The sequence below is a fragment of the Micromonospora sp. NBS 11-29 genome (assembly GCF_002140155.1).
Classification (GTDB): domain Bacteria; phylum Actinomycetota; class Actinomycetes; order Mycobacteriales; family Micromonosporaceae; genus Micromonospora.
Window position 1 is genome coordinate 433,703 of sequence record NZ_NAPR01000006.1, and the last position, 21,106, is coordinate 454,808.

The 21,106-nt window shown below is 74.7% G+C and carries 11 protein-coding genes and 7 pseudogenes; 6 read left to right on the forward strand and 12 right to left on the reverse strand.

All coding sequences use genetic code 11. From position 1 onward, the window contains the following. Nucleotides 1-196 precede the first annotated feature (196 nt). Nucleotides 197-722, reverse strand: a pseudogene (locus B1205_RS09775) (NADH-quinone oxidoreductase subunit C); the annotation flags it as partial. A gap of 103 nt (nucleotides 723-825) precedes the next feature. Between B1205_RS09775 and B1205_RS09780 the strand changes: the two are divergent. Beyond that, nucleotides 826-1,873 (forward strand): annotated as a pseudogene (locus B1205_RS09780) (glucose 1-dehydrogenase). A 3-nt stretch (nucleotides 1,874-1,876) separates the two neighbouring features. Here B1205_RS09780 and B1205_RS09785 read toward each other — a convergent pair. Both B1205_RS09785 and B1205_RS09790 read right to left on the reverse strand, forming a co-directional pair. Continuing rightward, nucleotides 1,877-3,194 (reverse strand): annotated as a pseudogene (locus B1205_RS09785) (DUF2252 domain-containing protein). Nucleotides 3,195-3,286: 92 nt separating this feature from the next. Then, a complete protein-coding gene (locus B1205_RS09790) occupies nucleotides 3,287-3,847 on the reverse strand; it encodes an NADH-quinone oxidoreductase subunit B (RefSeq protein WP_089155287.1) in 561 nt (186 codons plus the stop codon). A gap of 182 nt (nucleotides 3,848-4,029) precedes the next feature. Here B1205_RS09790 and B1205_RS09795 point away from each other — a divergent pair, with 182 nt between their 5' ends. The 3 genes and pseudogenes from B1205_RS09795 (at nucleotide 4,030) to B1205_RS09805 (ending at nucleotide 6,953) form a co-directional block, all read left to right on the forward strand. Next, nucleotides 4,030-4,956: a hypothetical protein gene (locus B1205_RS09795; RefSeq protein ID WP_089155288.1), complete on the forward strand. Its 927-nt coding sequence runs from the start codon at nucleotides 4,030-4,032 to the stop codon at nucleotides 4,954-4,956. 215 nt (nucleotides 4,957-5,171) lie between these two features. Then, nucleotides 5,172-5,743 (forward strand): annotated as a pseudogene (locus B1205_RS09800) (SigE family RNA polymerase sigma factor). After that, entirely contained in the window at nucleotides 5,736-6,953 is a 1,218-nt protein-coding gene (locus B1205_RS09805; protein ID WP_089155289.1) for a hypothetical protein, read from the forward strand. Before B1205_RS09800 ends, B1205_RS09805 begins: the two are co-directional and overlap by 8 nt. A gap of 1,035 nt (nucleotides 6,954-7,988) precedes the next feature. On the opposite strand, the gene B1205_RS09815 is transcribed toward B1205_RS09805, so the two are convergent. The 3 genes and pseudogenes from B1205_RS09815 to B1205_RS09825 form a co-directional block, all read right to left on the reverse strand. Continuing rightward, the gene (locus tag B1205_RS09815) at nucleotides 7,989-9,461 is read right to left on the reverse strand and encodes a pyridoxal phosphate-dependent decarboxylase family protein (protein ID WP_089155291.1); all 1,473 of its coding nucleotides are present in this window, start codon (nucleotides 9,459-9,461) and stop codon (nucleotides 7,989-7,991) included. Nucleotides 9,462-9,490: 29 nt separating this feature from the next. Beyond that, nucleotides 9,491-10,737 (reverse strand): annotated as a pseudogene (locus tag B1205_RS09820) (MFS transporter); the annotation flags it as partial. Nucleotides 10,738-10,769: 32 nt separating this feature from the next. Further along, on the reverse strand, nucleotides 10,770-11,084 hold the full coding sequence (locus B1205_RS09825) for an MGMT family protein (RefSeq protein ID WP_089155292.1): 315 nt from the start codon (nucleotides 11,082-11,084) through the stop codon (nucleotides 10,770-10,772). Between the two features lie 13 nt (nucleotides 11,085-11,097). On the opposite strand from B1205_RS09825, the gene proB reads away from it, so the two are divergent. Together proB and B1205_RS09835 are read left to right on the forward strand one after the other, a co-directional pair. Further along, complete coding sequence (gene proB, locus B1205_RS09830; RefSeq protein WP_089155293.1) at nucleotides 11,098-12,255, forward strand: glutamate 5-kinase; 1,158 nt, start codon at nucleotides 11,098-11,100, stop codon at nucleotides 12,253-12,255. Nucleotides 12,256-12,276: 21 nt separating this feature from the next. Next, on the forward strand, nucleotides 12,277-13,566 hold the full coding sequence (locus tag B1205_RS09835; protein ID WP_254909831.1) for a glutamate-5-semialdehyde dehydrogenase: 1,290 nt from the start codon (nucleotides 12,277-12,279) through the stop codon (nucleotides 13,564-13,566). A 228-nt stretch (nucleotides 13,567-13,794) separates the two neighbouring features. Here the strand turns inward: B1205_RS09835 and B1205_RS09840 are convergent, their stop codons facing one another. The 6 genes and pseudogenes from B1205_RS09840 to B1205_RS31160 form a co-directional block, all read right to left on the reverse strand. Beyond that, nucleotides 13,795-15,039: a hypothetical protein gene (locus B1205_RS09840; RefSeq protein ID WP_089155295.1), complete on the reverse strand. Its 1,245-nt coding sequence runs from the start codon at nucleotides 15,037-15,039 to the stop codon at nucleotides 13,795-13,797. Between the two features lie 111 nt (nucleotides 15,040-15,150). After that, nucleotides 15,151-16,398, reverse strand: coding sequence for an adenylyltransferase/sulfurtransferase MoeZ (moeZ, locus tag B1205_RS09845; RefSeq protein ID WP_176308508.1), 1,248 nt, complete (start codon nucleotides 16,396-16,398; stop codon nucleotides 15,151-15,153). Between the two features lie 41 nt (nucleotides 16,399-16,439). Then, entirely contained in the window at nucleotides 16,440-17,222 is a 783-nt protein-coding gene (locus tag B1205_RS09850) for a DUF3152 domain-containing protein (RefSeq protein WP_089155297.1), read from the reverse strand. Nucleotides 17,223-17,300: 78 nt separating this feature from the next. Beyond that, nucleotides 17,301-18,143, reverse strand: coding sequence for a DUF3152 domain-containing protein (locus tag B1205_RS09855; RefSeq protein WP_089155298.1), 843 nt, complete (start codon nucleotides 18,141-18,143; stop codon nucleotides 17,301-17,303). 167 nt (nucleotides 18,144-18,310) lie between these two features. Continuing rightward, nucleotides 18,311-19,285 (reverse strand): annotated as a pseudogene (locus tag B1205_RS09860) (alpha/beta fold hydrolase); the annotation flags it as partial. Between the two features lie 40 nt (nucleotides 19,286-19,325). Further along, nucleotides 19,326-21,106: pseudogene (locus B1205_RS31160) on the reverse strand (hypothetical protein); the annotation flags it as partial.

Sequence of the window (21,106 nt, forward strand, 5' to 3'; positions counted from 1 at the left end):
GCTCACCCGACGAGGAAGGGCCCGGACGCTCACCCGGAACAGGCCGAGCGGAACCCTCACCCGAGCCCGAGCCCGAGGCAGGACGGGCCGGACGCCCACCCGGGGCGGGACGGGCCGGACGCTCGCCCGGGGCGGGACGAGCCGGACGCTCGCGGGCCGGGCGGGCCGGCGTACCCCCTCGGGGGCCCTCGCCGACGCCGGCCGCGCCGGCCGGCGTGGGCGTCGTGCCCCACTCCCCCGGCGCGGGCACGCCNCGGCTTGGCCACGCGGGAGGCCAGCACGAACTCCTTGCGCAGCGGATGCCCCTCGAACTCCGGCGGCAGCAGCAGCGGCCGCAACTCACCGTGGCCGGCGAAGTCGATGCCGAACATCTCGTGGGTCTCCCGCTCGTGCCAGGCCGCGCCCGCGAAGACGTCGACCACGGACGCGACGACCGGCGTCGCGCGGGGCACCCGGGTACGCAGCAGCAGCCCGTGCCGGTGCCGGACCGACCAGAGGTGCGCCACCACGTCGAAGCCGTCGGCCAGTTCGTCCACCGCCGACAGCCAGTCCAGGAAGTCGCATCCCAGCTCGTCGCGCGCCGCGCGCACCGCGTCCGCCCAGCTCGCCGGGGGTACGTCGACGGTGGCGCGGGCGTACCCCTGACCGCCGGAGACCGACGCGGTGGCCTCGACGGGCGCGAGCAGCGCGACCACCCGACGGCCGACCTCTTCCGGAGTCATGCGCTGATCCTATGGCCGGCGGCTGCCGGCCGGGTCGGGCCGTCCGGGCCCGGATCGTCGCTTCGCCGGACGGACCGGCGGCCGGCGGGGAAAGATGAGCAACGTGCGCGCTGTGACTGTGACCCCCGGTGTCCCGGACTCGCTGCGGCTCATCGACGAGTGGCCCGAGCCGACGCCCGAGGAGGGCGCGATCCTGGTCGAGGCGCTGGCCGTGGGTGTCTGCGGCACCGATCAGGAGATCATCGCCGGGGGGTACGGGGAGGCCCCGCCGGGTCAGGAGCGGCTGGTGCTCGGGCACGAGTCGCTGGGCCGGGTGCTGGAGGACCCGACCGGCACGCTGCACCCCGGCGACCTGGTGGCCGGTGTGGTCCGGCACCCGGACCCGGTGCCGTGCGCCAACTGCGCGGTGGACGAGTGGGACATGTGCCGCAACGGGCAGTACACGGAGCACGGCATCAAGGGGTTGCCCGGCTTCGCCCGGGACCGCTGGCGGGTGCAGCCCAAGTTCGCGGTCGGCCTGGACCCGGCCCTCGCCTCGGTGGGCATGCTGCTCGAACCGACGAGCGTGGTGGCGAAGGCCTGGGACCACATCGAGCGGATCGGCCGTCGGGCCGAGTGGAAGCCGCAGACCGCGTTGATCACCGGCGCCGGGCCGATCGGCCTGCTGGCCGCGCTGCTGGCCAGCCAGCGCGGGCTGTCCGTGCACGTCCTGGACCGCAACACCACCGGCCCGAAGCCGGACCTGGTCCGGGCGCTCGGCGCGACGTACCACACGTCGCCGGTCGCCGAGCTGGACCTGCACCCGGACGTGGTGGTCGAGTGCACCGGGGCGCCGCCCGTGGTGCTGGACGCGATGTGCAAGGCCGCCCCGAACGGCATCGTCTGCCTGACCGGTGTGTCCAGTGGTGGCCGGACCATCGACTTCGACGCGGGCGCGCTGAACCGGGAGCTGGTGCTGGAGAACAACGTGGTGTTCGGGTCCGTCAACGCCGGCCGGCGGCACTGGGAGCTGGCCGCCGAGGCGCTCGCCCGCGCCGACCGGTCCTGGCTGGAGTCGCTGGTCACCCGCCGGGTGCCGGTCTCNGGCGTACCGGGAGGCGTACGCGTCGACCGGCGAGGACATCAAGGTGGTGCTGGACTTCACGCAGTGACGCTCAGATGCCGGGCAGCCGGCCGTTGCGGAACAGGTCCACGANAGAGCTGGTGGTCCTCGCGGGCCCGGATCCCGTAGGAGTGCGCGAAGTCGACCAGGTAGTCGGTGAAGCCGTCGGCGTCGGCGTCCACGACCGCGACGATCGACTCCTCGGTGGAGTAGTCGACCAGGTCGTGGCTGGACTCGTCGTCGGCCACCGAGTGCATCCGGGCCACCGCCCGGCCCAGGTCGGCGAGCACCCCGGCCAACTCCTCGGGCTCGTTCACGTCGGCCCAGTCGAGGTCCGCCGCGTACGGGGAGACCTCCGCGACGAGCTGGCCGACGCCGTCCAGCTCGGTGAAGCCCAGCCACGGGTCGGCGTGCGCCTGCAACGCCCGCTGCGACTCGGCGGTCCGGTGCCCCTGGTGCCGGAAGTACGACCGGACCCGCTCGTCGTCGACGTGCCGCGCGACCGCCGGCACCTGAGCCTGCTTCATGTAGATGACGACGTCGTTCTCCAACGCCTGGGTGTGCCCCTCCAGCAGCAGGTTGTACGACGGCAGCCCGGCCGAGCCGATGCCGACGCCCTTGCGCAGCACCACGTCCTTGATGCCGGTGGCCATCGGCTGGTGCCGGGTCGTCGACTTCGGCAGCGTGTCGAGGTAGGCGGTGAACGCGGCGCAGACCCGCTCCCGGGTGGCCGCGTCGATCTCGTGCACGCCGTCGCCGAGGGAGAAGCGGCGCTCGTAGTTGTCGACCGTGGTCTGCGCGGCGAGCAGGTCCACCCGGGTGCTCAGCCGCGCCTGCTGGAGCACCCGGCGCAGCACGCCGTCGGCGTTGTCCAGCGTGATCGAGCCGATCGCGTCGTCCCCGCCGGCGGCGATGGCCCGCAACTCGGCCAGGTAGGCGCCCGCGAAGCCGGTCACCAGCTCGCCGATCACCCGGTCGGAGAGCGCCTTGGCGTAGCCGAGCAGGGCCACGCTGGCGGCGAAGCGCTTCAGGTCCCAGGTGAACGGCCCGACGTACGCCTCGTCGAAGTCGTTGACGTTGAACACGAGCTGGCCGGAGGCGTTCATGTAGGTGCCGAAGTTCTCCGCGTGCAGGTCGCCGTGGATCCACACCCGGCTGGTCCGGTCGTCGAGGAACCGGTCGCTGGCGAAGTCGCCGCGCTGGTCGGCGTAGAAGAGGGAGGCGCTGCCACGGTAGAAGGCGAACGGTGAGGCCGCCATCTTGCGGAACTTCCGGCGGAACGCCGCCGGGTCGATCGCCATGGACGCGCCGAACTCCCCGATCAGCACGTCGACGATGAAGGCGGAACGCTTCTCCGCGGAGTCGGTCATGGCCGCAGGCTAGCCCGGCCCCGCCACCCCGGCGCGCGGCTCGGCGCGGCCGGCGGCCCTCAGTCGGGCCGGGCGTGCAGCGGGGACGCGACTCAGCCGGCCGGCGGGCGCACCGGGGGCGCGGTGAGCGCCTCGACCGGTCGGGGGGTGGCGTCGGCCGGCGGCGCGAGCCGGTCGGGTCGGGGGACGCCGCCGACGCCGGACTCCTCGGCGGCGATCTTCTCCTGGAGGCGCAGGATGCCGTGCAGCAGCGCCTCCGGGCGGGGCGGGCAGCCGGGCACGTAGACGTCGACCGGGATGAGCTGGTCGACGCCCTTGGTCACGGAGTAGGAGTCCCAGTACGGGCCGCCGCAGTTGGAGCAGGCGCCGAACGAGATGACGTACTTCGGCTCGGGCATCTGGTCGTAGAGCCGCTTGATCGCGGGGGCCATCTTGTCGGTGACGGTGCCGCTGACCACCATGAGGTCGGCCTGTCGGGGGCCGTGGGCGAAGGGGATCACGCCGAGCCGCATGAAGTCGTGCCGGCCCATGCTGGTGGCGATGAACTCGATGGCGCAGCAGGCCAGGCCGAAGTTGAACACCCAGAGCGAGTAGCGGCGGCCCCAGTTGAGCACGAACCGGATCGGTTCGCCGAGCACGGCCGGTAGCTGCACCTCGGGCCTCCCTCCACTGTCCCCGAACCGACAGTCAACCACAGCGCCCGGACCGGGAAGCCGGGCCGCCGCTGGATTGCCGGGATTGTCCCCGAGGGTGCTCATCCGGGGTCTTGCGCCGGTAGGTTCCGGGCCACGTGCACGGCTGTCCGGCCGTGTCCACGACACGGGGAGGAACCACCATGTCCGTACGCATCCGACATCTGGCCGCCGCCGCGCTGGCCGGCGTCGCCGTCCTGAGCATGGCCGCGCCCGCGGCCGCGCGTCCCGCCGTCGAGCCGGGTTCAGGGCTCACGGTGACCACCGACCGGTTGGTGTTGAACCCGACCGACCGCGGCTACCAGGGCGTGCTGAAGGCCCGGGTGACCAACTCGGGGACCACCCCGGTCTCACCGGAACTGAAGATCGTGGAGCCGGTGGCCGGGTCGCTCTACTACGCGGACCTGCAGATGATCTGCATGGAGAACGAGCCGGTCGGCAACCGGAACGGGTGGCGCTGCTACCCCTACAACGACCTCGCGCCGGGCGAGACCCGGACCTTCAAGATCCCGTTCCGGGTGCTCACCACGGTGCGCGACCAGGCGATGAGTACGGATGGCGGCGCGCTCTCCGTGGGTAACGGCTGGGAGCCGCGCGGCCCCGAGGTCCGGTTCGCCACGCTGTTCCGCTCGTCGAGCGGCAGCCTGCGCAACCCGGTGCCGTACGCGCGGAGCGAGCGGCCGGACGTCACCCTCACCGCAGGGAACGCGCAGCTCGCCGCCGACCCGGAGGAGGGCGGCTGGACGGGTCTCATGCCGGTGACCATCCGCTCCGCCAACGACGCCGTGCACGAGGCCCTGTCGATCGAAATCGACCTGCCCGAGGGGATGTCGTTCTGGGGCACGGTCCCCTCGGAGCTGGCCACGGGCTACGAATTCTTCGTCCCCGGCGGCCCGTTCATGCCGGGTGAGGAGCGCACGTTCCACGTCCGGGTGCACGCCTACCCGGACGTGACGCCGGGCGTGCCGGTCGAGGTGACGCTGACCGCGCACGCGCACTGGTTTCTTGCCGAGGCCGCGGACCTGACCCCGGCGGACAACGTCGCCACGGTCACCGTCACCACCGACTGACGGAGACGTCTTCCGCATCGCCCCGGCCGGACCCGTTCCGGCCGGGGCGTCGTCGTCTCCGCCGGCCGCGCCCGCCCCGTACCCCGGCCTTCCGCCGCTGTCCCGGACCGGACAGCGGCCGTCACGCCCGCCGCGGCAACCCGCGCAACCTCGGCCGTCGTCGGGACGTGTGACCGGTGTGACCGCGCCGGCGGCATGTTCACGGGGAGGACCACATGACGGTGACCAGGGAGCCGCGGGTCGAGGACCCGCCACCCGAGGGGACAGCGGCCCGGCCGGCCACACCGGACGAGCGCGCGACGGTCGACTTCGACGACCTCTACCATGCCCACTTCCGGTCGCTGACCGTCCAGCTCACCGCCTACTGCGGAGACCTGGCCCAGGCGCAGGATCTGGTGCAGGAGGCGTTCTGCCGGGCGTTCGCGCGCTGGCCCCGGGTGTCCCGCTACGACGACCCGGTGGCCTGGATCCGGCGGGTGGCCTGGAACCTGGCGCCACCAGCCGCTGGCGGCGGCTGCGGACGGCCCAGGCGTGGCTGCACCGGCAGCGTGAGGAGCACGTGCCGGGGCCCGGGCCGGACCGGGTCGCGTTGACCGCCGCGCTGGCCCGGCTGCCCGCCAACCAGCGCCGCGCCGTGGTGCTGCACTACCTGGCCGACCTGAGCGTCACCCAGATCGCGGCGCAGGAAGACGTGCCGGAGGGCACCGTCAAATCCTGGCTGCACCGGGGCCGGGCCGCGCTGGCCGCCCAACTCTCCCCCACGAACGAGGTGAGCCACCATGACTGAGCCCGACGACGTGCTGGTGGGCGGTGAGTTCGCCGCCTTCCGGGCGGCGTACGTCCCGGTGGTCGACCCGGCGGGGACGGCCGCGGTCCGGCGGACCGTCCGGCGTCGACGGCGGCGTGCGGCGATGGTCACCGCCGCGGCGGTGGTGCTCGCCGTGGCGATCCCGGTGGGCGCGAGCGGGGCCCTGCACCGCCGCACCGGGCCGCCCCCGGTGCCGGCGCGGACCGCCACGCCGAGCCCGTCGGCGAGCAGCCCGTCACCGACCCCGTCGACCGCCTCGGTGAGCCCGAGCGCGACGAGCGCCAGCCCGGCCCCGCCGGACGGCCGGATCAGCCGCGCCCAACTGCTGGCGGCCGAGATCGACCTGGTGGCCTGGCCCGACCCGACGATGCCGAAGACCTGCACCAGCCGGAACGTGCGTCTCGACCCCGGTCCGGGGGAGATCTCGGAGTCCGTGCCGGTGCTGCTCGGCGACCCGGCCCACGGCGACCTCGACTCCGACGGCGCCACCGAGACGGTCGCCCTGGTCGGCTGCCGCTACGGGGAGGCGACGGCGAAGCAGTTGCTCGCCTTCGACCGGGATCCGGACCGGCACGTCGTCACGCTGGGCCGGGTGATCGGCACCGAGCCGGGAGCCGGCGACATCACGGACTTCTCGGTGCGGGCCGACGGCACGGTCCGGGCGTACCTGGCCAACCTCGAACCCTGCTGCGACACCCCCGAGTGGAAGCCCCAGCGGCACTGGCGCACCTACTCCTGGACCGGCGACCACTTCGCCCAGACGGCCGGGCCGACCGCGTTCGGCACCGATCCCCGGCTGACGGACCTCCGGTTGAGCCTCGGCGAAATGGTCGTCACGACGCCGGACGCCAGCGGCGACCGGATCGCCACGGTGACCGCCACGGTGACGAACCGGGGTCCGGTGGACGTACCCCTGCTCGGTTTCTCCGGATTCGGTTTCTACGACGTGGGCGAGCCGGCGGGCGGCGTGCTGGAGCGGTGCCGTGAGGTGCCGTCGGACGGGCCGGGCGCGTGCGTGCTGGACGGACTGGTGGCCGGCGCCAGTCGGACCTACACGTTCTCGTTCCACTACACGCCGACCCCCGGCGTCACGCCGAGCGTGCGGGTCGTCCACTACGACAAGCGGGAACGCTGGTGGGACGACCTGAAACCGAAGGACAACACCGCCGAACTGCGTACGGGGGACTGACCGGTGGGACCCGCGTCGGTATGGTCTGCGTCGATGCCGTCACGTCACGGCATGTTTCGATCACGGGGAGGAACCACCATGTCCAGCNGACCGTCGGCGCGACCGCCGCCGGCGCCGCGCCGACCACCACCGCATCATCGACCGCCGACGTCTCGGTCGGCAAGCTGATCCTCGAACCCACCGCGCGCGGCTACCGGGGCAGCCTGCCGGTCACGGTGACCAACGACGGCCCGACCGCCACCTACTTCAGCATCTTCCTGGTGGAGCCGGTCGCCGGCTCGTTCCGGGGCCTGGCCCCGGAGGAGGCGTGCGGCTTCGGTGCGCCCGAGGGCAACCGGCGGACCGCCTCCTGCGGGGTGCCCGGGGGCGACATCGAGCCGGGTGCGAGCCGGGCGTTCGACCTCGTGTTCGAGGTGCTCACCCCGGCGCGCGCCGTCCCGATGATCGCGAAGGGCGGCCGGGTCTCGGTGAACGTCGGCGACGGCCGGGACGAGATCGCCGACCGCGCCACGTACGCGGCTCGCTTCCGCTCCACCACCGGCTCGCTGCGCGACCCGGTGCCCTACGTGCAGGACACCCAGGCCCGCGCCTCGATCACCACGGCCGGGGCGGCCACGCTGACCCGGCAGGAGGACGGCAGCTACCGGGGTCGGCTGCCGGTGACGGTCGGATGGGCCGGCGACACCGCGCACGAATACCTGTGGGCCGAGGCGACCGGGCTGCCGGCGGGCGTGGAGATCTGGGGCACCGACCCGCAGGACGCGCCGGGTTGGTTCACCAACTTCATCGTGCCGGGCGAGCGGTTCATGACCGGCGAGCAGCGCAATTTCGACGTGCTGCTCTACGCCGAGCCGGGCACCGTGCCGGGTGACCTCGGCACCGTCACGTTCCACCTGAACACCCAGTGGTACGGCGAGACGGTGGCCGACGCCGACCCGACGGACAACGCCGCCTCGTTCACCGTCCGGTTGACCGACGCGGCCTGATGCTTCCCTCGCCCGGCCGGCGTGCCCGCGCCGGCCGGGCGCTCCGCGTTCACCAGGCCGGACGCTGGAGCAGCCCGACGAACTCCGTCAACAGCCGCTCCCGCACCTCGGCCGGTGCGGCGTCGAGCAGCGTGTTGACCACAGCCATCCGGTCCGGGACGCCGGCGCCCAGCCCGAGCCCTTCGGCCAGCCCGGCCACCAGCTCCGGGGTGAGCGCCGCCGCGGCGAGGCCACCGGCCAGCGCCAGCAGCTCCGGCGGCAGCACCACCGGGCCGGCGGCCCGGGCCGCCGCGACCGCCTCGGTCAGCGCGGGGCCGAACTCGGCCACCCGTGGGGCGACCGCCGCGGTCACCGTCAGGTGCACGCTGGCCGGCAGGTCCGCGTACCGGAGCTGCGGTTGGGTGTGCCAACCCCGCGCGGTCAGCTCGTCGACCAGCACGAACAGGTCGAGGGCGGGGTCGTCGGCGGTGAAGCAGACCACGGTGGACTCCGGTTCGGCCATCAACCGCACACCGTCGGTCGCCCGGACCGCGTCGGCCAGGCCGGCGACCGCGTCCCGGGTCGACGCGGCCAGCCGTAGGTAGCCGTCCTCGCCGAGGTGCCGCAGCGTGGCGTACGCGGCGGCGATCGGGCCGCCGGAGCGGGTGGAGGCGATCACCGGGTTCACCATCGTGTAGCCGGGCCAGTCCGCGTACGCGAAGTACTGCGGTGCGCGCAGCGTCGGGTCCCGGTGCAGCAGCACCGACACGCCCTTCGGGGCGTACGCGTACTTGTGCAGGTCGACCGAGATCGAGGTCACCCCGGGCACGGCGAAGTCGAACGGCGGCACCGATTCGCCGAGCCGGCGCAGCCAGGGCAGCGCCCAGCCGCCGAAGCAGGCGTCCACATGGCAGCGCACCCCGGCCGCCGCCGCCGTCGCGGCGATCTCCGCGACCGGGTCCACCACGCCGTGCGCGTACGACGGGGCGGACGCGACCACCAGCACGGTCTCCGGTCGGATCGCGGCGGCCACGTCGGCGACGGCCGGACGCAACGTCACCGGGTCGACCGGCACGGAGTCCAGCTCGACCCGCAGGTAGTGGGCCGCCTTGGCGAACGCGGCGTGCGCGCTGGCCGGCACCACCAGCCGCGGCGCGGCGAGATCGGGGCGGGCGTCCCGGGCGGCCTTGACGGCGAGCAGCAGCGACTCGGTGCCGCCGCCGGTGACGCTGCCCACCACGTCCGGCGCGTCGGTGCCGGGGCCGCCGCCGAGCAGCCCGGCGGCGGCGGCGACCAGCGTGTTCTCCATCGCCAGCAGCGACGGGAAGGCGGTCGGGTCGAGGCCGTTGACGTGGGCGCTCTGCGCGTACGCCGCCTGCGCCAGCTCGTCCAGGCCGGTCACGCCGGGGTCGTAGACGTAGGCGAACAGCCGGCCGCCGTGCGTCGGACGGTCGGTCGCCCGCAGCGCCCGGATCTCGTCGAGCACCCGCGCGGCGGGCAGCCCCTCGGCGGGCAGCGCGCTCGTCCCTGCCGTGTCGGTCATCGGGTGTTCCTCTCGCAGACGGGTCACGCCGGCACGGCCGTGGCGGTCAGGTGGGCCGGGGTGAGCGTGTAACGGCGCAGCAGCACCACCGGGGCGGCCACCAGCAGCGCCGGCAGGACGGTGAAACCGAGCAGCACCCCGAGCCGGGCGGTGTCCGGCTGGACGGCGGCGGACCCGGTCGACGAGGAGACGTAACCGGAGAGNGTCGGCCGGTGCGCGCGGTGTCGTAGGCGATGCAGTCCGGGAGCATGGCCAGCGCGAAGACCTGCTGGCCGGCGTACCCGACGCCGATCAGCGCGACCACCGCGTAGGCCGCGACGGCCGGCAGCGCGGGCGCGGCGACCAGGGCGAGCGCGCCGGCCGCGAAGAGCAGCGACGCGGCGACCAGCGACGTCCGCTTGCCCAGCCGGGCGCCGGCCCGGCGCCACAGCGGCATGACCAGCAGCGCGGGCGCGACGAAACAGGCGAAGAGCAGGGTCGGGCCGCTGTCCGGCTCGCGCAGCACCTGGTCGGCGAAGTACTTCACGCCGGCCAGCACGGTGGCCACCCCGGCGGACTGGATCACGAAGCAGACCAGCAGCACCCGGAACGGCCGGTTGCGGCCGGCGACCGCGAGCTGGGCCCGCAGGCTCGGCTCGCTCTCCCCCACCGTGCCGGCCGGCGCGGACCGGGTGCCCAGGAACGCCCCCACCGCGCCGACCACGATCAGCGCCGCGACGAACAGGCCCATCCAGCGGTGGCCGGGCACGCCGTCGCCGCCGGCGGCCACCACCGCCGGGGCCACCGCGCCGGAGACCAGGATGGCCAGCGCCAGCACCGCGATCCGCCAGGTCATCATCCGGGTACGCTCCGCCGGGTCGGCGGTCAACTCGGCCGGCATCGCGACGTAGGGCACCTGGAAGAACGCGAACGCGGTCGCGGTGGCCAGGAACGCGAGCGCCACGTACGCGGCGGCGGCCGGACCGTTGCCGAACGGCGCGGCGAAGATCGCGGCGAACAGCAGCGCCAGCGCCAGCCCGCCGGCGAGCAGGTAGGGCCGGCGGGCGCCCCAGCGGGAGCGGGTCCGGTCGGAGATCCGCCCGGCGATCGGGTTGACCAGCACGTCCCACGCCTTCGGCAGCAGCACCAGCAGCGCGGCCAGCCCGGCGGCGACGCCCAGCGTGTCGGTGAGGTACGGCAGCAGGAGCAGCCCGGGCACGGTCCCGAACGCGCCGGTGACCAGGGAACCGAGCGCGTACCCGAGGTGCACCCGGCGGGGCAGGCCCGAAGCTGTCATGGAGCCGAATGCTACTCACGTCATGGTCGCGGTCACATCCCCTCATCCGGCGTCCAGGCGGCCCGCGCCAGATCCACCCGCTCCCCGCGCAGCGGGCACCCCTCGGCGCGCAGCCGGGCCCGCGCCTGACGCTCGTGCCCCGGCGGCAGCCGGCCGGCCGCGTTCACCACCCGGTGCCACGGCACCCCGCCACCGTGCCGCGCCATGATCGAGCCGACCAGCCGCGCCGACGCCCGCCCCGACCGTTCCGCGAGCGCGTCCGCCACCGCCCCGTACGACATCACGCGTCCCGGCGGGATCCGCTCGACGAGCGTCAGCACCGCCTCGACGTACTCGTCAGGTGTCACGAGCCGTCACGATATGGGAACCAGGCACGGCCGCGCGGACCGCAACCCGCAGAATGGGCGGGTGCGTGAAGCAGTCACCTCGGCCCGCCGGATCGTGGTCAAGATCGGTTCGTCCTCGCTGACCACCGCGACGGGCGGCCTCGACGACGCCCGCGTCGACACGCTCGTCGACACGCTCGGCGCGCTGGCCACGCAGGGACGCGAGGTGGTGCTGGTCTCCTCCGGCGCGATCGCCGCCGGCCTCGCCCCGCTCCGGCTGCCCCGACGCCCCCGTGACCTGGCCACCCAGCAGGCCGCCGCCAGCGTCGGCCAGGGCCTGCTCATCGGGCGGTACGCCGCGGCGTTCGCCCGGCACGGGCGCACCGTCGGGCAGGTGCTGCTCACCGTCGACGACGTGACCCGGCGGGCGCACTACCGCAACGCGTACCGAACCCTGCGCAAGCTGCTCGACCTGCGGGCCGTGCCGATCGTCAACGAGAACGACACGGTGGCCACCGAGGAGATCCGGTTCGGCGACAACGACCGGCTCGCCGCGCTGGTCGCCGCGCTCGTCGACGCCGACCTGCTGGTGCTCCTCTCCGACGTGGACGCGCTCTGGACCGGCGACCCGGCCCGCCCGGACAGCACCCGCATCACCGACGTGCGCGGCGAGGGCGACCTGGCCGGCGTCGACGTCGGCGGGACCGGCCGGTCCGGAGTCGGCACCGGCGGCATGGTGACCAAGGTCGAGGCCGCGCGGATCGCCACCGGCTTCGGCATCCCGGTGGTGCTCACCGCCGCGCCGCTGGCCGGAGCGGCGCTGGCCGGCGACCCCGTCGGGACGTACTTCCATCCGAGCAGCCGGCGTCCCGCCGCCCGGCTGTTCTGGCTGGCGCACGCCACCGCGCCGCGCGGCCGGCTGCACCTCGACCCGGGGGCGGTGCAGGCCGTGGTCGGCCGGCGCAAGTCGCTGCTGCCGGCCGGGATCACCGCGGTGGACGGCGCGTTCACCGCCGGGGACCCGGTGGACCTGGTCGACACCGCCGGCGCGCCGGTGGCCCGTGGCCTGGTCAACTACGACGCGGTAGAGCTGCCCGGACTGCTCGGCCGCTCCACGTCGGAGCTGGCCGCGGCGCTCGGCCCGGCCTACGAACGCGAGGTAGTCCACCGCGACGACCTCGTCCTGCTGTAAGGCGGGGCCCCCGCTTAACGCATTCGGCATAGGCGGGGCCCCCGCCTAACACCTGCGAAGGAGAGCACGATGAGCGTCGTCGAGCAGGCCCGGCGGGCCCGGGACGCGGCGGAGGCCCTGGCCGCGGCCACCCGTACCACCAAGGACGCCGCGCTGCACGCGATGGCCGACGCGCTCGTCGCGCGTACCCCCGAGGTGCTGGCCGCGAACGCGACGGACCTGGCGGCCGGACGCGACGCCGGACTGAGCGCGGCCGTCCTGGACCGGCTCGCCCTCGACGAGGGCCGCGTCGCCGCCATCGCCGACGCGTTGCGCGAGATGGCCGCGCTCCCCGACCCGGTCGGCGAGGTGGTCCGCGGCTCGACCCTGCCGAACGGGCTGGAGCTGCGCCAGGTGCGGGTGCCGTTCGGGGTGGTCGGCATCGTCTACGAGGGCCGGCCCAACGTGACCGTCGACGCGGCCGGCATCTGCCTGAAGTCCGGCAACGCGGCACTGCTGCGCGGCTCGTCCTCCGCCGCGCACTCCAACGCCGCCCTGGTCACGGTGCTGCGCGACGCGGTCGCCGGGGCCGGCCTGCCGGCGGACGCGGTGCAACTGCTCGACTCGACCACGCGCGACTCGGTGAAGGAGCTGATGCGCGCCCGGGGCCTGGTCGACGTGCTGATCCCGCGCGGCGGGGCATCGCTGATCCGGGCCGTCGTCGAGGAGTCGACCGTGCCGGTGATCGAGACCGGCGTGGGCAACTGCCATGTGTACGTGGACGCCGCCGCCGACCTCGACAAGGCCCTGGCGATCACGCTGAACGCCAAGACGCAGCGCCTCTCCACCTGCAACACCGCCGAGTCGCTGCTGGTGCACCGCGACGTCGCGGACACGTTCCTGCCGGCCGTGCTCGCCGCGTTCGCCGAGGCCGGGGTGACCGTGCACGGCACGCCCGAGGTCGCCGCGCACTCCCCCGCCGTGGTGCCGGCCACCGAGGAGGACTTCGGCACCGAATACCTCTCCGCCGACATCTCCGTCGCCGTGGTCGACTCGCTGGACGCGGCGGTCGCGCACATCCGGCGGTACGGCACCGGCCACACCGAGGCGATCGTCACCGACTCGCAGCGGGCGGCCCGGGAGTTCGTGGCCCGGGTGGACGCCGCCGCGGTCATGGTCAACGCGTCGACCCGGTTCACGGACGGCGGTGAGTTCGGATTCGGCGCGGAGATCGGCATCTCCACCCAGAAGCTGCACGCCCGCGGCCCAATGGGCCTGCCGGAGCTGACCAGCACGAAGTACGTGGTCACCGGCGACGGCCACCTGCGCTGACCCGCCCGCCGGGCCGCCGGGCCGCCGGGCCGCCTGGCCGCCTGGCCGAGGCTGAGGCGGCACCAGCTCGGCGAAGTGGCCGTATCCGGTGGCGGGGATGCCACCACTTCACCGAGCTGGTGTCGATCATTGACCGAAATCCGCCACCCGCTCTGCCTCGCGCGAGATCTTGGAAGGAAACGGCCCTCCAGGGGGCCCGAATCTTCCAAGATCTTGAGGAGCACGGTGCTACGCCACCTGACGAGGGCTCCCGGTCGCCGCCGCGGGTGGATCGATCGGGGGCGGCCCGCTTCGGGGCGGGACGAGCGGGATAGCGCCGACCACCGGCGGGGCCGCGACGGGAAGCGAGGACTGGCCGGGGCTGACACCCGGAGCTCGGACCGGCGACGGGGCGATGGCGGAAGGCGGAACCGGCGGGGCGGAAGGCCGAACTGGCGGGGCGGAAGGCGAAACCGGCGGCGCGGAACGCGGGGCCGGCGGGGCAGGCAGCACGGCCGGCGGGGCGGAAGGCGGAACCGGCGGGGCGGGACTCGGGGTGGGCGGGGCGGAGCGAGAGGTCGGCGGGGCGGAACGCGGGGTGGGCGGGGTCGGCAGCGCGGCCGGCTGCGGCACCACGAACGGGGCGCCCGACACCGGGGTTTCGGGCGCCGTCGGGCGGCAGGCACGGATCGCGCGCAATGTGGTGTGCACGTCGAACTGGTGGCCGTCGTCGCTGTCCCAGCCGCCGTCGCTGCGTTGCGTCTCGGCGAGCCGCCGCCGCGCCGAGACCAGCAGCCACTGTTCCTCGCCCACCTCCACTCGCCGCAGGGTGGCGGCGAGCCAGGCCACGTCGGCCGGGGACATCTCCGGGATCCGGTCGGCGAGCACCGCCTGGATGCGGGCCGACTCGTCGTACATCCGTTGGCGGTGCAGCACGGCGGCGGCGAGCCAGCCGGCCGGCAGGAACGACGGCCAGCTCCCGTCCGTCCCGAGCCGCGCGGCGAGGGCGTGCGCGGCCGCCTGCACCACCCCGGCGTACGCCCCGCCGACCCGGTCATCGAGCGGGCCGGCGGCGCGGGCGTCCAGCCCGGCCACGGTGAGCCAGAACCCGGCGTCGGCGGTCAGGTAGAAGCCGGCCTCGGGGTCACCGGGTGCGGCCCACTCGGGCGCGAACCCGGCCAGCGAGGGATGCTCGTCCCAGCCGCCGTCGGCGAGTTGGCCGGCGGCCAGCCAGTCCAACGCGTGCCGGGCGGCGGGGCGGCCCAGCGCGCCGAGGTCGTCCAGCTCGGAGAGGCGAAAGCAGGTCGCGTCGACCGAGGCGACGTCGCCGCCGAGCACCGCGGGCCAGCCGCCGCCGGTCGCCTGGCCGGATTCCGCGGCGTCGAGCACGTCCGGCGGCACCGGCGCACCGGTGCGCAGCCGGGAGAGGCGGGCGCGGTCCACCGCGTCGCCGTGCGCCACGACGAATCCGATCGCCGCTTCCAAGTCGACCACGGCGGTGACGCTACCTGCGCGGATGCCGTACCGCCTCGGTATCTCGGACAGAACCTCAGGTACGGCGAGGGCCCTCCCGGCGTACCGGAAGGGCCCTGCACGGCATCGACGTCAGTACGCGGGCAGCGACGGGTCGATCTGCTTGACCCAGGAGAGCACGCCGCCCTGCACGTGCACCGCGTCCTTGAACCCGGCCGCCTTGAGCGCGGCGAGCGCCTCGGCCGACCGGACGCCGGACTTGCAGTGCAGCACGATCTGCCGGTCCTGCGGGAGCTTCGCCAGCGCCTCGCCCGAGATGATCTCCCCCTTGGGGATCAGCGTCGAGCCAGGGATCCGGACGATCTCGTACTCGGCGGGCTCGCGGACGTCGACCAGGAAGAAGTCCTTGCCGGCGTCCTGCCACTCCTTGAGCTCGCGGGCGGTGATGGTGGAGTCGACCACCGCCTCCTGCGCCTCCTCGGAGACCGCGCCGCAGAAGTCCTCGTAGTCCTCCAGCAGGTCGGTGACCGTCGGGTTCTCACCGCAGAGCGCGCAGTTCGGGTCCTTGCGCACCTTGATCTTGCGGTAGCTCATCTCCAGGGCGTCGTAGACCATGAGCCGGCCGACCAGCGGCTCGCCGATGCCGGCGAGCAGCTTGATCGCCTCGTTGACCTGGATCGACCCGATGGACGCGCAGAGCACGCCGAGCACGCCGCCCTCGGCGCAGGAGGGGACCATGCCGGGCGGCGGGGGCTCCGGGTAGAGGCAGCGGTAGCAGGGGCCGTGCTCGGCCCAGAAGACCGACGCCTGGCCGTCGAACCGGTAGATCGAACCCCAGACGTACGGCTTGCCGAGCAGCACGGCCGCGTCGTTGACCATGTACCGGGTGGCGAAGTTGTCGGTGCCGTCGACGATCAGGTCGTACCGGGAAAAGATGTCCTTGACGTTCTCCCGGTCCAGCGCGGTGTTGTGGATCTCCACGTTGACCAGCGGGTTGATCTCGCGGATCGACGCGGCGGCGGACTCGGCCTTGGACCGGCCGACGTCGGAGACGCCGTGAATGATCTGGCGCTGGAGGTTGGACTCGTCGACGGTGTCGAAGTCGATGATGCCGAGCGTGCCGACACCGGCGGCGGCGAGGTACATCAGGGCGGGCGAGCCGAGACCGCCCGCGCCGACACAGAGCACCCGGGCGTTCTTCAGCCGCTTCTGCCCCTCGACCCCGACGTCGGGGATGATCAGGTGGCGCGAGTAGCGGCGGATCTCGTCAACGGTCAGCTCGGCGGCGGGCTCGACGAGCGGGGGCAACGACACGGTGGACTCCCCGGGATCGGCGGTGGGACCGCGCCATTGTCGCTCGCCACGGCCGGGATCGGCCATGACGAGGGACACCCGGCCCGAACTGCGGGACCGGGAATAAGTCAGACGCCGTCGGTCGGTTCGCCCTCGTACCGGCTCCCGCCGACGTACGGCCAGGCATTGGGTACGCAACCGTCCAGCCCGTACGTCTGCTGCTGCATCACCGGGGCGGGGGCGCCCGGCGCGGGGCAGCTCTGGTGCAGCTCGCCGAACTCGTGCCCGACCTCGTGGTTGATCACGTAGGTCCGGTAGACGTCCAGCGGGGCGCCGTAGTCGGGGACCGCGGTCATCCAGCGCGCCAGGTTGACGACCACCCTTCCCGGCAGGCGGCAGGACGTGTACCGCTCGGTGTGCAGCCCGCCCTCGGCGCACATCCGCTCGGAGGTGACCGGGGTGGCCAGGTAGACGGTGAAGTCGGCGGCGGCGCCCCCGGGCACGCGTTGCACCCGCAGGCGCCCGGAGGCGATCCAGCTCCGCGCGTCGCCGAGCACCGCGTCCACGGCCGCGGCGAACGCGTGGACGTCCTGCCCCGTACCCCGCTCGACCTCGATCCGGTAGCGGCGCAGCGGGCCGTCGTAACCGCGTACCGGTGACCGGCCCTCGGCCACCGCGAACGTGCCGGGGCCGGCGGTGGGATAGCCGGTCGGCGTCGCCGGGAGGTCGGCCTCGACACCCGGCGGCAGTGACGGCACGGTGGCGAGCGGGACCCGCGCGGGCCTCGGCGGCGCGCTCAGTCGGGCGATCCCCACGGTGCCGGCGGCGGCGGCCACCAGCATCGCCAGCAGCAGCACCGAACGGCGGTGGCGGCGCCACCGGCACGGTCCGGGGCGGGACGACGACGTCATCGCACCAGCGTGACACGCAATTCGGGCGTTATCCGTATTTACCACTCAAGCCGCGAGAATCATTCACCATTCGCGCGCTCACAGCGCGGGACCGGCATACCGCTTCCCGGCCAGGTACGGCCACGGGTTGGGTCGGCAGCCGTTCAGGAACAGCGTCTGCTGCTGCATCACCGGCGCGGCCCGGCCCGGGCCCGGACACGCCTCGTGGTTGTGGCCGAGCTGGTGCCCCACCTCGTGGTTGACCACGTAGAGCCGGTAGATGTCCAACGGCGTCCGCGCGGCCACCAGGTGCGGAGCGGACAACCGCCACCGGTCCAGGTTGATCACGACCTTGCCCGGCACCCGGCAGGACGTGTACGGCACCCCGCCGATGCGGATGTCGACCCCGCCCGACCCGCACAACCGGCCGGCGGTGTCCCGGGTGGCCAGGTAGATCGTGAAGTCGTACCGGCTGCCCGACGTGACCCGCTGCAACCGAAGCCGGCCGCCGTCCACCCAGCTCCCCGGCCCGGCCAGGGCGCGCTGCACCGCGTCGCCGAAGACGCGGACGTCCTCGCCGGAGCCGTTCTCCACCGCCACCCGGAACTGGCGCAGCACCCCGGACCGGCCGAGCACACCGCCGGGCCGGTCGTCGTACCCGAAACTGCCCCTGCCGTGCGCGGGCACCGGACCGGGCAGGGCCAGCACCGGCGCCGACGAGCTGGACGACGGCGGGACGCTCGGCGGCGGCTCCGGCGGGGCCGGGGGCTGCGCCGCGAACCCGTCGGTGACCAGTGCGTCCGCGCCGGCCGCCGGGAGCCGCAGCGCCACGCCGATGCCGGCCCCGGCGGCGACCAGGAACGCACAGACCACCAGCGCGACCCGCCATCGGCGGGCCGGGGACGCGGACCGCGCGGCACGCGGACGGACGGAGCTGGACATCCGGCTCAGCCTGCCACGTCGGCGTCGCCTCCGCTCTCCCCCGTTCCGGTCATCAGCGCCGTAACCTGCGAATTCGCACCTTCCGACCGGTCACCGGCCGGCGTGGCGGACGCGCCGACGACCGGCGTGGCGGCCGGCGTGACGACCGGGCTGTCAACCGGCGGGGTGGCCGCGTCCGCAGTCGACGGGTCGGTTGCCGGTGACGCCTCGGCGAGCAGCGCCAGCACCGCCCGCGCCACGGTCCGGGGCACCTCCAACTGGGCGACGTGCCCCACGCCGTCGAGCATCAACAGCCGGCTGTCCGGGATCACCCGGGCGGCCTGCGGCGCGACCCGCACGTCGACCAGGCGGTCCTGCCCCCCGCCCACCACCAGCGTGGGCACCCGCACCGCCGCCGCCTGACGCCAGAGCGCGCCCGCCCCCGGCAGGTACGACCGCAGGAAACTGCCGACCAGACCCCGGAACGTACGGACGTAGGCGGCGGCGTGGTGCGCCGACTCGTGCCGGATCCGGATCTCCTCGATCGCCTCCTGCCGCCGCTGCTCGCTGATCCGGGTCAGGTCCGCGACGCACGACTCCATCACCTGCTGGGCCATCACCTCCGGCGCGAGCTGGGCCAGCCGCCACGCGGCCAGTCGCTCGCCCCGGGGGATCACCAGCACCGGCAGCATCCGCCCCTGCAACGAGCGCCGGAAGTCCAGGAACGGCAGGGCCGGCGAGATCAGCGTGAGCGTACGGACCAGGTCCGGCCGCAGCGCCGCCACCCGGACCGCGACCGCGCCGCCCAGCGAGTTGCCGAACAGGTGCACCGGCCCACGGTCGCTGTGCTCGATCCAGCGGACCACGCGGTCGGCGAAGGCCGGGATGGTGTACCGCCGGCCCGGCTCGCTGCGCCCGAAGCCGGGCAGGTCGATCGCCTGGCCGTCCAGCCGGCCGGAGAGCAGGCCGGCCAGGTCGGTCCAGTTCTGCGCGGAGCCGCCGAGGCCGTGCACGTACAGCGCCGGCTCGGCACCGGGCGCGGTGGCCGGCGTCTCCCGGACGTACACGAGCGTGCCGTCGAGACGCACGTGCCGGCCGGGCCACGGCGGCGGGACATGATGTGCGGGAAGGACATGGTCCGGCCAGAGTGCGGCACGTTTCATGTCTCCAGTCTTCCTCGCCCGGCCCCGGGCCGACACCGCCTCACGCGAGCAGCGCCTCCAGCCGGCGGTTCACCGCCGCCAGGGTGGCCCGGACCACGGCCTGCCGGGGATCGCCGGCGACCAGGGCCGAGCCGGCCAACTGCTCCACCCACCCGTCGCAGACCAGCAGCACCACCACGGTCGCCACCTCGCAGTTGCCGAACGGCACCACGGCGGCGTGCTCCACGAAGCAGCGGCCCCGCTCACCGGCGGGCACGGCCCGGCCGAGCAACTCGTCCACCGCGGCGGCGGCGGCCACCGCGCAGAGCCGGAGCACGTACCCGTCGACGGCCGGCCCGGTCGCGTGCCCGTCGGCCGTCCGGTCCCCGGCGAGCAGGCGTACCTCCGTGGTGGCGTCCAGACCGAACGTGCTCACCAGCACATGGTCGATCACCACCCGGGGCCCCGGGAGGCCGCCGGTGTCCAGCGGTCGCGACGGCGCGGTCTCCGTCGTGGTCATCTGCCCACCGGAGTACGAGGTGCCGAGCGTGACCGGGCTGCCGGTGGAGATGCCGGTTGGCGCGGCGGCCAACGACGTCTCGTCCACCGTGGCCCGGCCCCGATGTGCTGCCTGGCGGCGTCGGCGCGGCGGCTCACCCCCGGGCTCGACGCCCTCCACCGACGCGTCGGTCGAGCGGCCGGCACGGGACTCCCCGCCGCCGAACCGACCCTCGCCGGACCGGTTCTCGGCCGGCCGGTTCGACGCCGGTCGCACCGCACCGGCCGGCGTCGGCCCGTCGTCCTCGGCGGGACCGGGCGACGCCACGCCCCGCGTCGACGGGTCGGGCTCCTCGTCGGCGCGCGACTGCGGCGTACCGGATCGGGCTCCGGACGACGACGTTCCCGGCCGCGCCTCGGCGGCGCGGACGGCGGCGGACCGGCGGCGGACCGGCGGCGGCGGTACGGCCGGCGCACCGGGCAGGTTCTGCGGGGCCGCCGCCAGGCCCATCCGTTCCTGGAGCAGGCGGGCCACCAGCCGACTCACGTCGGCCGCGTCCGCGCCGTCGGCCAGGTCCAGCCGGAGGCTGTGCGCACCCGCCGGGGTACGCCGTAACGCGGCGTCCCGGACCCCGGCCACCTCGCGGACGGCGTCGAGGATGGCGTTGACGTCGAAGCCCTCGGGCCGCTCGCGCAACGGCGCGGGTTCGTCGTCCCGACGCAGGTGGGTGGCGATACGGGCGAGTTCGGGGGTCTCGGCGGACGGTTCCACTGCTGGCGGCTCCGGCACTACGGGCACGTCCGGCTCGGCGGGGACGCGCTGCGGCAGCACCGCCGGGGCCGGCTCGGCCGGCCGGCTGACCGCGTCGGCCGACACCGGCTCAGGGGCGGACCGACGGGCCGCGTCGACGGCCGGTGCCGGCTCAGGGGCGGACCGGTGGGCCGCGTCGACGGCCGACACCGGCTCGGGGGCGGACCGACGGGCCGCGTAGGGAGGGGCGCTGGTGGGGTGGGGCGCGGGGATCGGGTCGAAGCGCGCCGTGCCGCTCGTGGCGGGGACGGCGGAGACCGGTGGGAGGCCGGCTGGCTCGGCGGGCGGCTGCTCCGGTAGGCGACGGGGTCCGCCGACCGGCTCCCCCGCCGCCCGGGCCGCCGGCGCGGACAGGTACGGGACCGGTGCCTCGTGGGACACCGGCGGGGCACTGGTCGGCGCGGGCCCGCCGAACGGGGTCACCGGCACCGGCGGACCGGCCCAGGAGGGCCGCTCGGCGGGCGGCTCGTGACCCGACCGCGGCTCCGCGTCGCCGCGGGACAGCCGGAACGGCCGCATCGGCTCGGGGTGCG